At 47.4% G+C, this 13,137-nt stretch carries 11 protein-coding genes; 5 read left to right on the forward strand and 6 right to left on the reverse strand.

Annotated elements, in window-relative coordinates; genetic code table 11:
* Nucleotides 1–526: 526 nt before the first annotated feature.
* The 5 genes from NG795_RS15880 to NG795_RS15900 form a co-directional block, all read right to left on the reverse strand.
* Nucleotides 527–853 carry a hypothetical protein gene (locus tag NG795_RS15880; RefSeq protein WP_367289632.1) on the reverse strand — a complete coding sequence of 109 codons (327 nt, stop codon included), beginning with the start codon at nucleotides 851–853 and terminating at the stop codon, nucleotides 527–529.
* A complete protein-coding gene (locus NG795_RS15885) occupies nucleotides 854–1,450 on the reverse strand; it encodes an AAA family ATPase (protein ID WP_367289633.1) in 597 nt (198 codons plus the stop codon).
* Nucleotides 1,451–1,512: 62 nt separating this feature from the next.
* Nucleotides 1,513–1,917, reverse strand: coding sequence for an AAA family ATPase (locus tag NG795_RS15890; protein ID WP_367289634.1), 405 nt, complete (start codon nucleotides 1,915–1,917; stop codon nucleotides 1,513–1,515).
* A 229-nt stretch (nucleotides 1,918–2,146) separates the two neighbouring features.
* Nucleotides 2,147–2,938 (reverse strand): hypothetical protein, encoded by a 792-nt coding sequence (locus NG795_RS15895; protein WP_367289635.1) that lies wholly within the window; start codon nucleotides 2,936–2,938, stop codon nucleotides 2,147–2,149.
* A gap of 230 nt (nucleotides 2,939–3,168) precedes the next feature.
* Nucleotides 3,169–4,389 carry a DUF3747 domain-containing protein gene (locus NG795_RS15900; RefSeq protein ID WP_367289636.1) on the reverse strand — a complete coding sequence of 407 codons (1,221 nt, stop codon included), beginning with the start codon at nucleotides 4,387–4,389 and terminating at the stop codon, nucleotides 3,169–3,171.
* Between the two features lie 1,614 nt (nucleotides 4,390–6,003).
* On the opposite strand from NG795_RS15900, the gene infC reads away from it, so the two are divergent.
* From infC to NG795_RS15920, 4 genes are all read left to right on the forward strand, one after another.
* On the forward strand, nucleotides 6,004–6,537 hold the full coding sequence (gene infC, locus NG795_RS15905) for a translation initiation factor IF-3 (RefSeq protein WP_261201822.1): 534 nt from the start codon (nucleotides 6,004–6,006) through the stop codon (nucleotides 6,535–6,537).
* A gap of 859 nt (nucleotides 6,538–7,396) precedes the next feature.
* On the forward strand, nucleotides 7,397–10,441 hold the full coding sequence (locus tag NG795_RS15910) for an MFS transporter (RefSeq protein WP_367289637.1): 3,045 nt from the start codon (nucleotides 7,397–7,399) through the stop codon (nucleotides 10,439–10,441).
* Between the two features lie 100 nt (nucleotides 10,442–10,541).
* A complete protein-coding gene (locus NG795_RS15915) occupies nucleotides 10,542–11,030 on the forward strand; it encodes a Crp/Fnr family transcriptional regulator (RefSeq protein ID WP_015146734.1) in 489 nt (162 codons plus the stop codon).
* A 152-nt stretch (nucleotides 11,031–11,182) separates the two neighbouring features.
* On the forward strand, nucleotides 11,183–11,938 hold the full coding sequence (locus NG795_RS15920) for an SH3 domain-containing protein (protein ID WP_367289638.1): 756 nt from the start codon (nucleotides 11,183–11,185) through the stop codon (nucleotides 11,936–11,938).
* A 2-nt stretch (nucleotides 11,939–11,940) separates the two neighbouring features.
* Here the strand turns inward: NG795_RS15920 and NG795_RS15925 are convergent, their stop codons facing one another.
* Complete coding sequence (locus tag NG795_RS15925) at nucleotides 11,941–12,678, reverse strand: M15 family metallopeptidase (protein WP_367289639.1); 738 nt, start codon at nucleotides 12,676–12,678, stop codon at nucleotides 11,941–11,943.
* A gap of 212 nt (nucleotides 12,679–12,890) precedes the next feature.
* On the opposite strand from NG795_RS15925, the gene NG795_RS15930 reads away from it, so the two are divergent.
* Nucleotides 12,891–13,037, forward strand: a complete 147-nt coding sequence (locus tag NG795_RS15930; protein WP_367289640.1) for a hypothetical protein — start codon at nucleotides 12,891–12,893, stop codon at nucleotides 13,035–13,037.
* Nucleotides 13,038–13,137 lie beyond the last annotated feature (100 nt).

Below are 13,137 nucleotides of genomic sequence, written 5' to 3' on the forward strand. Positions count from 1 at the left end.
CTGAGTTGCCGCTTCATCTTTAAAAACCTAATTTTTTAAATACAATCCTTTTCATACGGTCGAGTCCCATAGTCAAAATTACCCTGATATTTTCTTAACAATTCTCTGAGTCGGCGCACCCTAGTAGTAGTCTCGATATTCTTAACTGGAGGAGATTTACTCAACACGACTCGCCCAAAGACTTGAACCTGATTAATTGGTGGTTTAAAATGTTCGATAGTCTCAGTTAGCTGTTCGACGGCATGGATGAAGTCCTTCCCTTTTAATTCAATAAAGTAAAGTTACTCAGAAGACTGGCAACTTTTATCTTCCACTTGCTCTCGACTGCAAACGATGAATAAGTAGTCACATTTACATTGGTCTTGGCTAGTAATTACACAGTCATCTACTGTAACTTTGCAGACCCGTTGTTTGGATGGATTGTTGAGAATATATTTTCGCTTATTCTCTTGTGCTGTAATTATCTTACCGTCAGAGCAAGTTGTACAGTGGGGATAATGGGTCTCAAACTCTTGGCAAGTACAGTTCATGCTTCATCCTCAAGCTCAAAGAGTTGATTAAAAGTATTGACAATAATCTCTGAAGCCTTATCTATTTCGGCTGATTCAATCGATCCCATCTCTGCATCAAAGATAGAACGAGCTTTGCCCTCTTCTAAGATGTAAGCATCTAGCCGATTCGGATCGAGCCACAAATGGCGATTAACAACTCGCTCGACTTGTTCCGGTTGGCGTGAACCTACGTTATAAGCATAAAGCAGATTATTGAAAGATGAGAGAATATAGGGACTATGGGTAGTTAACAGAACTTGATTGTGGGTTTGATTGGCCAAGAGTGCGATTAAATCAATCATTTACTTTTGAGCCACGGGAAACAAATGCGCTTCAGGTTCTTCTATGACTAGAAAGACTGGACGTTGATTTAAAATCAAAAGCTGGATCAGTAATAAAATCCAAACCACTTCTTGTTGTCCCGAGGAAGCAAAGTTAATCAAAGTGCTGTTTTGAGTTCCAACATCAATCCATTCATTCCCATTTTGATAGCGGTAAGAGCCTTTTAGGATGGAATTGACTAAATCTTGAGCCAAGGAAATCACCGACGAAAGTTCAGGATTTTTACTTTCTGAACTTTTTTCTTGAATTAATTGCGATAGAGAAGTTTGGCTGAGACTTTTTTGGGTTCCATCAATAACATTTAGAAATGTTTCCATCAAATAGTCTAGTTTAATTAAACCCTTCCCCTCAGAGAATTCATTACCTAGGTCAAGTCTATCAATTCGGTCAAGTCTATCAATTCGGTCACCTCTATTAATTCGGTCAAGTTGCTGAGATAATATAGGAATCAAACTTCGACCAGCAGGCAAAAACAGAAAATAACTTTCCTCATTGAAAAGTTTATTAATTTCATCATTAATATTTTGAAACAGAGCAGATTCTTTAGCTTTAATCATACTCATTTCTAAACCGAATAAATCCAGTGAGTTATGTTGTAGTTCAGTTTTATTTCTTTTAATTAAATCAACAAGTTGAGCAAATTTTTCTGGAAATAGTTATTAAAACTAATCGTGGTAAACTTATGATCTGAAGATAGTTTAACAGTAACCTCCATGCCATTCCCGTATTGGTAATTAAGTTCCATATCAGGAAATTGCAAAACAGAACCATAGGTTTTGATAAATAGATTTTTTGCCTGTTTACCAAAAGGAGTGACGACAGGGGTAAAATAATCCTGAGTGTAAGCTTGAGAAAAATACTGGATTAATTCATCTCGTAAGGATTTAAAGAAAAATATGGCTTTACTAATTGTACTTTTGCCGCTTGCTTGTGAGCCAATAAAAATCAAAATATTTTTAACTTCAATCTTCACCTCGGCAATTGGTCCAAAGTTCTTAATAATTAACTGCTGGTGTTGAGACATGATTTTTAAATAATACTAGGGATGATCAAAGAATTTGATAGTCTGTTATCTAGGTTTGGTTAATAGGGCACGCAAGACTAGCCATAGATTAGCAGAATAGATTCGGTTTAACGGCATAGGAGGGGACTCAGTAACAAAAATTAACCTTTGTCCCTTTTGAATTTATGGGGGATGGGTTGGGTGCAAATAGTGAGCCAACCCATTGCAGATTTAGAGACCCCCCTTAAGGCTACTCTTCGGCTTCTAACTTTTGAATGGCGCGGTTGAGATGTTTGAGATAAGGTTTGACTACTTCGCGATTTTGCTGTTGCAGTTTGACAATTTGGCTTTGCAGTTCATCAAGCTGGGTTTGAATGGCAGTATCGTCGGGGGTCACTGGACTTGTTAACGCTTGGAACTGAGTTTGAATGTCGGCTAAACTTTGCGCGAGGGTGAGTAATTCGGCTTTAATGTTGGTCAGTTCAGGGGAGGGAACGGAAGGGGGAGATGCTAACTCTTGGCGGAGGGTTTGGACTTCGCTGTTTAGGGTTTCTTGGAGTTCGGTGAAGCGGGTTTCGGTGACATCTCTCAGGCGCATGACGCCGCGACGGACGATCGCAAATTCGTGCTGGATTTCTTCATCATTGGGGTTACCGGAATGGGTCCGATCGCCCGGTTGCTGCAAAGTGGCGATCGCCTCAGAAAGACGCATCAACGTATTTTCCACATCCTGAATACGTTCCGATTTAGGCAACGCTTGGACACTACTGTGAACCGCTGTGACGACTTGATGCATATCAGCGATCGCCCCTTGGTGTTCAGTCCGCATTTGCTCCCCAAACCGACTGCGATTCAGGTGATTCAACCACAATGCCAGAGTAATCGGAGTGGCGGCAAATAAAACCTGTCCAGACAATCCCGCCACAACGGATCCCACAGCCGAACCAATCAGGGATGCCGACTCAGCGAGTTCGAGGCGATCGCGTTCTCGAATTCGAGACAGAAAGCTTGGAAAAGCCCGGTGGCGGTTAATGTGCTGCATGGCTTTAGTAACAACAGTTTTAAAATGTTTCCTGCCACTGATTGTAAGCGATTTTCGAGAAGTCAGTGGCTAAAGCCCCTCTCTATCCCCTCCCAATGGCCTGTTTGTACATGATCCCTATCTGAATAGATACAAAAAAACTGACAATTCTTGTTGTCAGTTTTTATGAAGTTTATTCCGGAAAACATCCAGTCAACTCAACAGCATACTCGGAAGTTTTACCCCTTACCTTACTGTCTGACACAATTAACCATCCGGACCGTTGCTGCTGCGGCATAATTTCGCAACGTCGGAGAGTTGGGGAAAAACTGAGTTCCGGACTCATTTAACGGAGAAGCAACCTGACAATAACTCGACATATCGGAAATCAGAGAAGCGGCCCAGTGATTTTGGGTATCTGAGAAATTCGTAGGTGTTCGGGTAGCGTTGAGGGTAGTCCCGCGACCCCGCAGAGTATTCCCATATTCAGCAGCGCGACGTAACACCGCCATCATTTCAGCCCGGGTCACGGTTTGAGCTGGACGGAAACTCTGATCTTGATAACCACTAATAATGTTATTATCTCGGGCCCATTGAATTTTAGGAGCGCTCCATCGCGACGCCTCTACGTCAAAATAGGGGCGAGAGGAAGTCGTGGTGGGAATATTGATATTGGCACCCGGAACGTTTTTCAACGACTCGATGACCATTGAGACCAACTGTTCGCGAGTCAGGGCCACTTGGGGGCGGAACGTATTATCTTCCCGGAAACCGGACACGAAACCGAGGGCCACCGCTTGCTCGATTTCTTGAGCATAGATATCCGATCGCGTATCTGCAAAGGAGACATTAACTGGGGGGGGAGTCGTCACCACTGGAGGAGGAGAAGTAGTGCCCGATGAACCCATCGGTTTAGCCAGGGCCGTTAAAGATTGGGTGTTGGCCAGATAGACGTGACCCAAAGTCTGTCCATTGTAGGTGCGCTTGGCAAACTGCCATCCGGGATTGAGAACAATTTTATTAAACCCATTGGCGATCCCGTTCGTGCGTCCAATTTCCATTTCCCGACGTTCAAACGTATTGACCCCGATCAGTACCAGGTCTCCATTGCGCTGTACAATCCGCAAGCTGTACTGCATCCCGATATCTTCACCGCCCACTCGGATAGAATAGCCATTGCTATCCGTACTGCGACCGCAAATCCCGGTAAAGTCAAAATTGACTAACAGGGGATCGACGCGAACGGGGTTGCTGCCACTTTCGCTCCAACATTCACGAGAATTGGAGACTTGCTCAATGATTAAGAGGGGGGGAGCGACACCTCCGCTAAAAGATTGGGCAACCGCAATGAAGCGGCTTTGATCAACGCTTTGTTGTCCGAACACCGAGGCGATCGCTTGAGTGCCAAGAGTCAAAGCCGAGAGAGTTGCCGTGGCGATCGCAGCCGTTTTGAGTAGGAGTGAAGTCTTCATAATGCGCTATTTTAACCGTCGGGTGAGTGGTAAATGCCTCTGGGCATAGTTGTATTGTGAAGCAAGGGAGGCGGATCAAAACCGAGTTGATGTTGTGGTTCGTTAACTGTCCCCTGGGCGATCGCCACCCTTGTTCGAGTCTAGTTTTGAGGGGAACTTCACCCCGGGGATCTATATCCTCCCGTACCGAACCAACGCCCACTGTCAACACAAGCCAGGGAGCGTTTCTACTCCGGTAGCCAGGGAGCCGTTGTGCCCTGCCTTGTTACAATACCCGAAGTGTCCCCTAGGGCAATAGGTTCCCTCCACCCCGGAAAATTCTCCCTCGGAGGATAGAATCACCGGATCCACTTCAATCCCTGACTAACCGGGAAGTTTCACCACAGCCAAATCCCTGGAGACCCGCCCCTTTGTTCGCGATCGGGGCCGTGGGATTTATCCGGTCAAAGCAATCTATGATACCGTCGAATGGCAGATTTCCTGTTATGCTTGAAGGGATAGAGACTCGCTTTTACCCGTTTTCTCTCAAAATCCAAACGGGCGAAGCCCCAAGTTATATCTTAAGTTAGATGAAGATTCCTCAAAAATTCATTAAGACTGAGTAAAATGACAAGTAGGAACTCATCTTTAGTGAATTAGCCACCCTTAGCATCATCCTTAAAATGGGATATAACTTGTGGTTGGAGCAAGCAACAACGGACTGGAGGTTTGGGTAACGACATCAATCTGGGTAGCCTGTAAGGAGTTGACTTCCACCCCGAGGGGCTTATTCTCGATGCCCGATCCAGGACCATCAAGCCGATCGCCGCTCTCCATCCATTCACCTGAAAATACGGTATGCCTAGAAGCCGAAGTTCTTTAAAGAACCCGGACCCCAGGCGATGCTATTCCATTTATTCCCCGTCAAAATGCAGTTATAATCAAGAAAGCCGGAAGAATAACTATTTGCGCGTTGAAACAATCCAATCCGAGTGAAACTCCTGCTTTAACTCGTCTACTGTATGATTGCAGTAGGCGGTTAAACAAGCACTCCGTAAATTGTTGAGCGTACCCAACTGACAACAGTGATAGATTCTGAAAGCTGATTTCCCTCTCAAAAAGTAAGCTCAATTGCAAGACCTTTCGTACAGGTTGTTGTTTTGAGCCTGTAAAGGTACTTTGACAATGCCTTTTAAGTTAGTCTTAAAGAATCTCATAGTCTTCAGCCGACCCCCGTCAGAGCAAGGATTTAATCCTATATTTGCTGGGCATCTGTGGATAATCGGGTATAATATCCGACAAGAGTTGAAAATGGATCCGCCAAGGAGCGCCCTCTATCAAGATTTTTCCGCCCTACCTTTGAGACTTCCTCGCTTGGTTGCCGAGGTTCGTGTGGATTCTTGAGTCTAAGAGGGTCCCAGTCTAATAATGCTCATCGACCTTAAACCATCAAGCGCTTTTAGAATCTTTCTAAAAGCTTTGCGGGATACCGCCTCTGTCACCTTAAAGGGTGATAGTGCCATCGCGGCAAGGTCCAGCAATAGCCGGACTTTTGTCGCGTAAATGTATCAGTGTCAACTAAACTTTTAGAAAACTTACTCTGTGAACGACTTGCTTCCATCATCTTCTTCCAGAATGCCTGTGACTGAAAAAAGAAGAAATCGGGATTTACCTCAAATTAATGAAAGAATCCGATTTCCTCAAATTCGAGCCATTGACACAGACGGCAGCCAGCTTGGGATTCTAACGCCTCAAGAGGCGATGCGAATCGCTGAAGAAAAAGACCTCGACTTGGTGTTAGTCAGCGATAAAGCCGATCCCCCAGTTTGCCGAATCATGGACTACGGCAAATATAAGTTTGAGCAAGAGAAAAAAGCGCGGGAAGCTAAGAAAAAGCAGCATACCGCTGAAGTCAAAGAAGTCAAGATGCGCTACAAGATTGAAGAACACGACTATAACGTGCGTCTCAATCAAGCCCAGCGCTTTCTGAAAGTGGGAGATAAGGTAAAAGCGACGATTACCTTCCGAGGGCGGGAAATTCAACATACGGACCTGGCTGAGGAATTACTCAAGCGCATGGCAACGGACCTCGAAGAAGTCGCCGAAGTGCAGCAAGCCCCTAAAAAAGAAGGGCGTAGTATGATGATGTTGCTCTCTCCCAAAAAGTAGGGAAAAGTAGTCCAACAAATCATGAGGGTGCAGGGACTTAAAGTCAAAGTCCACAGCGCCCTCATGATTTGCCTGGGGATAGAAAACAGAGGCGATCGCCTCTGGGGTCTTATGAGTGGGTGAAAAGCCAGACTGAACGAGAGAAGGCAGTACAGGCTTTTCGCCCACAGGGACTGAACACAACCCACTGAAGATTTCCCCCCAAAAAATCGTGCCGAGAAAAATCAGCGGGGGAAATCAGGCGATCGGGGGTGACGACCCCCATAAAGCGATAAGATAACCATCAGCCCTGGCTGTTAGGATTTGAACCCTCAAATCAAGCGCTCTTAAACCCTGGAAAGGGAATTAGATTGCCCTTCCCCTTGAGGGGTGAACTGGGACTGACAAGAACTGAGGTATCCTCATCCAGCGCCGATCGCCTCGATCGGCGCAAGACTTGTTTGCCACCCTCAAACCAAGCTCTGATCCTAAGCCGACTCATCCTTCTGAACCCTTCTCAACCCGCGCCAAAACCCTGTTACCTTCCTTCAGGCATCACCGAGCCAGAGCAATTGAAAAATACTACAGATTATGGTAATCAGAAGGAAGAAAAACTCAAATGAATCCTGCCAGCGATTGAGTGGGCGAGGTAACGGTACAGAAGCTAGGCATAAGCGAATTAACCCGTGGAAGCCAAAGCAAGCCCCAGTCCTCAACGATTAACGAGAACCCGTTGAGGACCAGGGCAAAGGATAATCAGCGATCGACTGGGCTTTTCATGCCAGAACAATCAGGGTAGGGCATTCTAAATACCAGAAGAATAGTAGATGAAGAGAACCGGCATTCAGGGAAACTCTACAACACGGGAAATCAACGCTGCATGGAACTAAAAGAACAGCGGTTTGCCGCTAAGGGTAGGTTAGCAACCGCATTGCTACAGTGGTTAAATCTCCGTCCCGAGGAAGGAGAGCGCACCTGGCTGATGTTTGCATTCTATACCGTCACCTCAGTCGGGATGTTGTGGTTAGAAGCAAGTACGGTGGGTCTGTTCTTGAACGAATATGGGGCGGAATCTTTGCCCTGGATTTATGTCGCCGGGGCGGGTTTAGGGTCCTTCCTAGGAATCATGTACTCCTGGATGCAACGGTTCCTCCCCCTGCGCCAGGTGATTGTATCCGTGGCGATCCTGATGGCGATCCCCTTACTCTTTTTTCGGGTTGCCTTAAATATTGCGATCGCCGCTGCCGTCACAATTTTCCTGATGCGCCTGTGGTTGGAAGCCATTTTTGCCCTGAATGACCTCAACACCTCCATCGCCGCCAACCAACTCTTTAACATCCGCGAGATTAAACGCACCTATCCCCTCATCAGTAGCGGTATTTTACTCGCCGATGTGATTAGTGGGTTTTCCCTCCCCGCACTGCTGAGGGTCGTGGGACTGAATAACGTCCTCGTAGCCTCCTGCGTGATGATGCTGTTAGGGGCATTTTTGCTATTTTACCTAAGTCGAACCTACAAACAAGCCTTTCCCGATGCTCCCCGGACCAGCACCCTCGAAAATGAACCGGATTTCACCAATCGCCGACTGGGCGGCCCTCTAAAAGGCTATGTGATTCCCCTGTTTGGATTTTTTATCCTCGCCGAAGCCTTACATCTCGTCGTTGACTTCCTATTTTTAAGTGAATTAGAACAGCAAAACCCCGCAGGACAAGATTTGGCGATCGGGATTGCCAGCTTCCTCGGCGTCTTTAACGGCATCCTGGGACTCTTTGAACTGGTGATGCAGTGGTTTGCCTCCAGCCGGATTGTGGAACGATTCGGGGTCTTTGCTGCTGCCACCCTCTTACCCGCTGCGGTGGTGTTACTCAGCGCCTTTTCCCTGACCCCGATCCTGCCCTTCTTTTGGGGGCTGGTTTCCCTAAAATTTATTGAAGAACTCCTCAAATACACCCTAATCGAAGGCACCGGTCCCGTCTTTTTCCAACCCCTCCCCGATAGCATTCGCAGTAACATTCAATCGATGGTGAATGGCATCGCCGAACCCCTGGCAGTCGGGGTAACCGGCGTGGCAATTTTAGCCGCGATTTGGGTGTGCCGGATGATCTTTCCGGAGGCGACCCCCCAAGAGATTTTGGGATATCAAGGCACGGTTTTCTTGGTGTCCGTAGTCCTGATGGGGTTAGGCTGGTTTTTCATCGTCTGGATCCTGCGATCGCGCTATCTCGGCTTATTAGTCTCCAGTGCCGAACGCGGACGCCTGGGGGTTTCCGATGTGGATATGCGAGCGTTAAAGCGCACCGTGGTAGAAACCCTCGAACAGAAAGGCAACGAAGACGATAAACGCTCCTGTATCGAATTGCTCACCCAAATTGACCCCGAGCACGTTGGCGAAGCCCTTGCCCCCCTCCTGCCCAATCTTCCCCCCAATTTGCAACGTCAAAGTCTGGAGGTGATGCTCAACCATCCGAATCCGACTTACACCCCCCATCTGCGAACCCTGCTCAACCAATCTGTTACCCCCGAAGTCTTAGCTTTGGCGTTGCGCTATATCTGGCTAACGGAACCGGAATTGGATATCGAGCAATTGCGCCCCTATCTGCGTGCCGATGTAGACCCGGTGGTTCGCGGGACTGCCGCCTCCTCCATCATGCGTCGAGGCAACCGCGAACAAAAAGCCGAAGCGACCAACGCCCTGCGCCATATGTTGACCCACAAACAGGAACGGGAACGGGTGATGGGTTGTCGAGCTTTGGGAGAAGCGGATTATTTGCAAGGGTTACGACTGTTTATCCCCAATCTGCTCCAGGATGAGTCTTTGCGAGTCCGTTGCGCCCTGTTGGAGGTGATTGCATCGACTCATTTAGAAGAGTATTATCCCTCGCTGTTGCGGGGACTTTACTATAAATCAACCCGGGAGTCAGCGATGCGGGCTTTGGTGCGCTTGGAGAATGAAATTCTCGATCGCCTCGTGGCCCTGGCTGAAGATATTCATAAGCCCGATTTAGTCCGGATGCACGCTTGGACGGCGATCGGTCAGATTGGCACCCTGGAATCCCTGAATGTGTTGGTGAATCATCTGGTCACCAGTTGGGGGACCACCCGACGCAACATCCTCCGCATTCTGTTAAAAATTCCCAAGGAAGGCGGAATTGAAGGGGTTTTAGATCGGATTGGTCGCAGTGGGGTGGAAATGTTAATCGACCAAGAATTGATGTTGATGGGTCAAATTTATCAGGCCCTCATCGGACTCAATCCGGAAGAAACCGGGGGACGGGAAGCGAATCTGCTGCGCCGTGCTTTGCGGGATGTGATTTCCGATTCCGTGGACCGCTTGTTTTTACTGATGAAGTTTCTCTATCCCCTCGGGTCGATTCAAGCTGCGGCTTTTAATTTAAAGTCCGGTGTACGCACAAATATGGCGCGAGGGTTGGAAATTTTGGATAATACTTTGGATATTCCGAGTAAGCGGATTTTGCTGAGTATTCTCGATCGCCGTGCGGATGAGGAAAAACTCCAGAGTCTCGCGGAATTAATTGCGATCGAATCCCTCTCTCCGAGCGATCGCCTCCGGCGCTTGGTGGACCTACGCCACTTTATTTCCGAGTGGCCCCTGGCTTGTTGTTTTCACCTAGCGCGGGCTTCTCGCTGGAGTTTGACAGGGGAACAAACCCTGGCCTGTTTGAACCATCCGAAAAGTTTTGTGCGCGAAGCTGTGTTAGCCTACCTGAAAGTGGCCTCTCCTCGCGCCCTCGTCGAACTGTTGCCCCGGATGAAAAACGATCGCGATCGCCTCGTTGCCTCTCAAGTCGAGGAAATGATGGCGGAATTGGGCATTGCGGATTCACCGAGTGCCGCCTCATCCACTGCCGGAGGCCCCCAGGGTTTTCCCAATTATCCAGGTATCCCCGGGTTGGAAGCGACCTAAAGTACGGTAAAAGTAAAAAGATAAAAGGAAAATTTTTGTTTTTGCCTTTTTACTCCTGATTACTTTTTAGGCTTTATTTTTTACGGTTTACTGCCTTAAGATGCTCACCAGTGTTGACCGATTATTGTTTGTCAGGGCCGTTCCGATTTTTAAGGAACTTCGGGATGACTTTCTCGTGCGTCTGGCTTCCGTGATGGATGAGCTATCTTTCCCGGCAAAGCATACCATCTTCACAGAAGGACAGGAGGGGCGATCGCTCTATATCGTCGTTTCTGGTAAGGTCCGCGTTCACATTGGCAATCGAGACCTCGCTAAATTAGAACAGGGGACCTGTTTTGGCGAAATGTCATTGTTCGATGCTGAACCCCGTTCAGCTTCTGTCACCACGCTGGAATCGTGCGAGTGTCTAGTCTTGACTCAGCAGCAACTCTACGATGCCATTGATGAAACCCCCGGAATTGCCATCAATATCATCCGTTTGCTCTCTCGTCGGATCCGCGAACTGAATCGGGTCAACGCTCAAACAGCGGCACAATCACAGCCCTCGGGAAGCGACTTACGCAGTGCGGGAACGAATGTGCCCGGATAGCAGGGTCTAGGGGTCAGCCCTCCGGATGCACTCGTTCCTGATGGAAGAATGGGCCATTCTCCCGGGTTCATATCAATCTACAAAAGGCCCTACCCCTTTTCCCGTTTAGACTGGGTGCGTAGTTCTATTTTTGCTAAGATGCCATAAACGTTATGCAAGGGAACACACCGTTTATCATTGTCTTGGCTGTAGGCGCGATCGGCGCAGCACTCGCCGGAGCCTATTTCGCGTCCCAATCCCCTCAATCACGCCCTCAAGTCACTCAAGTCCCCAACCCATCTCCCCCATCTCCCCCATCCCCCCAATCCCCCCAATCCCCCCAATCCCCCCAATCCCCCCAATCCCCTACTCCAAAACCCATTATGATTACTCCCTCCCAAAACAATTGCAAAATTACGACGGCCATTGTCTCCGATCCCAACCCCCCAGCTAACGTGCGTTCCAGTCCAGAAGTGACCGCCACGAATCTTTTAGGGACCCTGAGTAATGGAACTTATATCACCGTTACGGAAGAACAAAATGGCTGGTTTAAAATTAACAATCCAGTGGAGGGTTGGATTTCTAAAAGTATCACCGAAAGTTCTTGTTCTGAAATCACAGAACGGATTAATTTCTCCCCCAAGGGCACCTCTGCCCGGGTCAAAGGGCGGATTATTGGCGGAGGAAGTCATGAATATCTGCTCAAGGCATCTGCCGGTCAAACCTTAACCCTCTCCGTTTCAGAAGGCCCGTTGCCATTTGTTTTTATCCCCAATGACCCCTATCAGCGAACTGACCTCACCGGGGGGGGTCACTATACGGGCCTGGAAAAATGGAGTGGCACTCTCCCCACAACCGGGGATTATCTCATCGTTTTAGACTCCAATTTTCGAGGGTTTACCTATGATTTTGTCGTCGAAGTCAAGTAAACCTAACCCCCATTGATTTCCTCTAAAGAAATATCCAAAAGGGGATAGTCTTGCCAGTTTTCTGCATCAAAATGCCACCATTCGGTAATCAGAGGAATAAAACCCTGTTGAGTCATCACTCTTTCTAGTAACTGACTATTTTGGCGGGCTTGAGGGCTGACATCGGTGCCTGGGTAATCTCGGGCCGCGCGATCGCTAAAATCATCAAAATCTGTGGGCATTTCTAATTCATTGCCCATTGCATCAATTAGGGTTAAATCTACCGCTGCACCGCGATTATGGCGCGACCCCCTGGCGGGATTGGCAACATAGCGCGGATCCGGCAAAACTTCCCACATTTTCCGGGTGACTGAGAGGGGTCTATAGCAATCAAATACTTTTAACCCCAGTCCCATTGGTTGCAATTGCTCTTGAACCCTAGATAACTTTTGGGCGACGCTAGTTCGCAGAAGACATCGAGGGACAGAGTAGAGTTTGACATTCAAGAAATTATTGGCAGTGGCATAGCGAATATCAAGGGTAATGTTTGGATTAATCTCTTGGATATCTACTAAGTTCTCTCCCTCAATCTGAGGGTTTTCTGAAATTTTCTGCACGACAAGGGATGGATTTTGCAGTTCCCCTTCTTTGGACTTCAATTCAGCGAAAATCCTTACGGATTCTGCTCGTTGCCCGGGTCCGAGGGTGATGATTAACCCTAATGCAACTGAGAATAAAAAAAGGATGTAATTAATTTTCATGCGGTTTTTCCTGGGTTGGTGTTCCAAATTGAATAATGAATATTGCGATAAATTCTGAGTTAAATCAGAAAAAAATTATAAAGAGTAAGGGTAAGGTTGCTTTTAAAATAGGCAAATCGGGGAACTTTATAGACCCTAATCAGGTTTGATACCTTTATTAAATCTAGTTTTTGTTAAAGAGTGTCTAATTTTTTTTTGATAAAAAAAGTCCAGTGAACGGTGCGGTAAGGGATGAAAATGATAGAGCCAGTCTAAATCATGCGCCCCATAAAATTAATCTGGGGGAGCATCTGGCGATGATTTGCAGCAGTCGGGAAGAAGTGGCTCCCACTCCCGTGAGGAATTGTCCCATTCCTTAGAGACTGGCTATAGTTGCTTCATAAAATTTAACCAAACCCCGATCCCGAGGATCAGCGGAAAAGGAATACTGTGAACAGACCGATAAAGCACTTGACAGTT

Origin of the sequence: Laspinema palackyanum D2c, assembly GCF_025370875.1 — a bacterium.
Taxonomy (GTDB): domain Bacteria; phylum Cyanobacteriota; class Cyanobacteriia; order Cyanobacteriales; family Laspinemataceae; genus Laspinema; species Laspinema palackyanum.

Bases quoted from the DNA above. Each gene is read 5' to 3' on its own strand.
- NG795_RS15925 (WP_367289639.1), bottom strand. From the start codon at position 12,678: ATGAAAATTAATTACATCCTTTTTTTATTCTCAGTTGCATTAGGGTTA.
- NG795_RS15880 (WP_367289632.1), bottom strand. From the start codon at position 853: ATGATTGATTTAATCGCACTCTTGGCCAATCAAACCCACAATCAAGTT.
- NG795_RS15910 (WP_367289637.1), top strand. From the start codon at position 7,397: ATGGAACTAAAAGAACAGCGGTTTGCCGCTAAGGGTAGGTTAGCAACC.
- infC (WP_261201822.1), top strand. From the start codon at position 6,004: ATGCCTGTGACTGAAAAAAGAAGAAATCGGGATTTACCTCAAATTAAT.
- NG795_RS15890 (WP_367289634.1), bottom strand. From the start codon at position 1,917: ATGTCTCAACACCAGCAGTTAATTATTAAGAACTTTGGACCAATTGCC.
- NG795_RS15900 (WP_367289636.1), bottom strand. From the start codon at position 4,389: ATGAAGACTTCACTCCTACTCAAAACGGCTGCGATCGCCACGGCAACT.
- NG795_RS15895 (WP_367289635.1), bottom strand. From the start codon at position 2,938: ATGCAGCACATTAACCGCCACCGGGCTTTTCCAAGCTTTCTGTCTCGA.
- NG795_RS15920 (WP_367289638.1), top strand. From the start codon at position 11,183: ATGCAAGGGAACACACCGTTTATCATTGTCTTGGCTGTAGGCGCGATC.
- NG795_RS15885 (WP_367289633.1), bottom strand. From the start codon at position 1,450: ATGATTAAAGCTAAAGAATCTGCTCTGTTTCAAAATATTAATGATGAA.
- NG795_RS15915 (WP_015146734.1), top strand. From the start codon at position 10,542: ATGCTCACCAGTGTTGACCGATTATTGTTTGTCAGGGCCGTTCCGATT.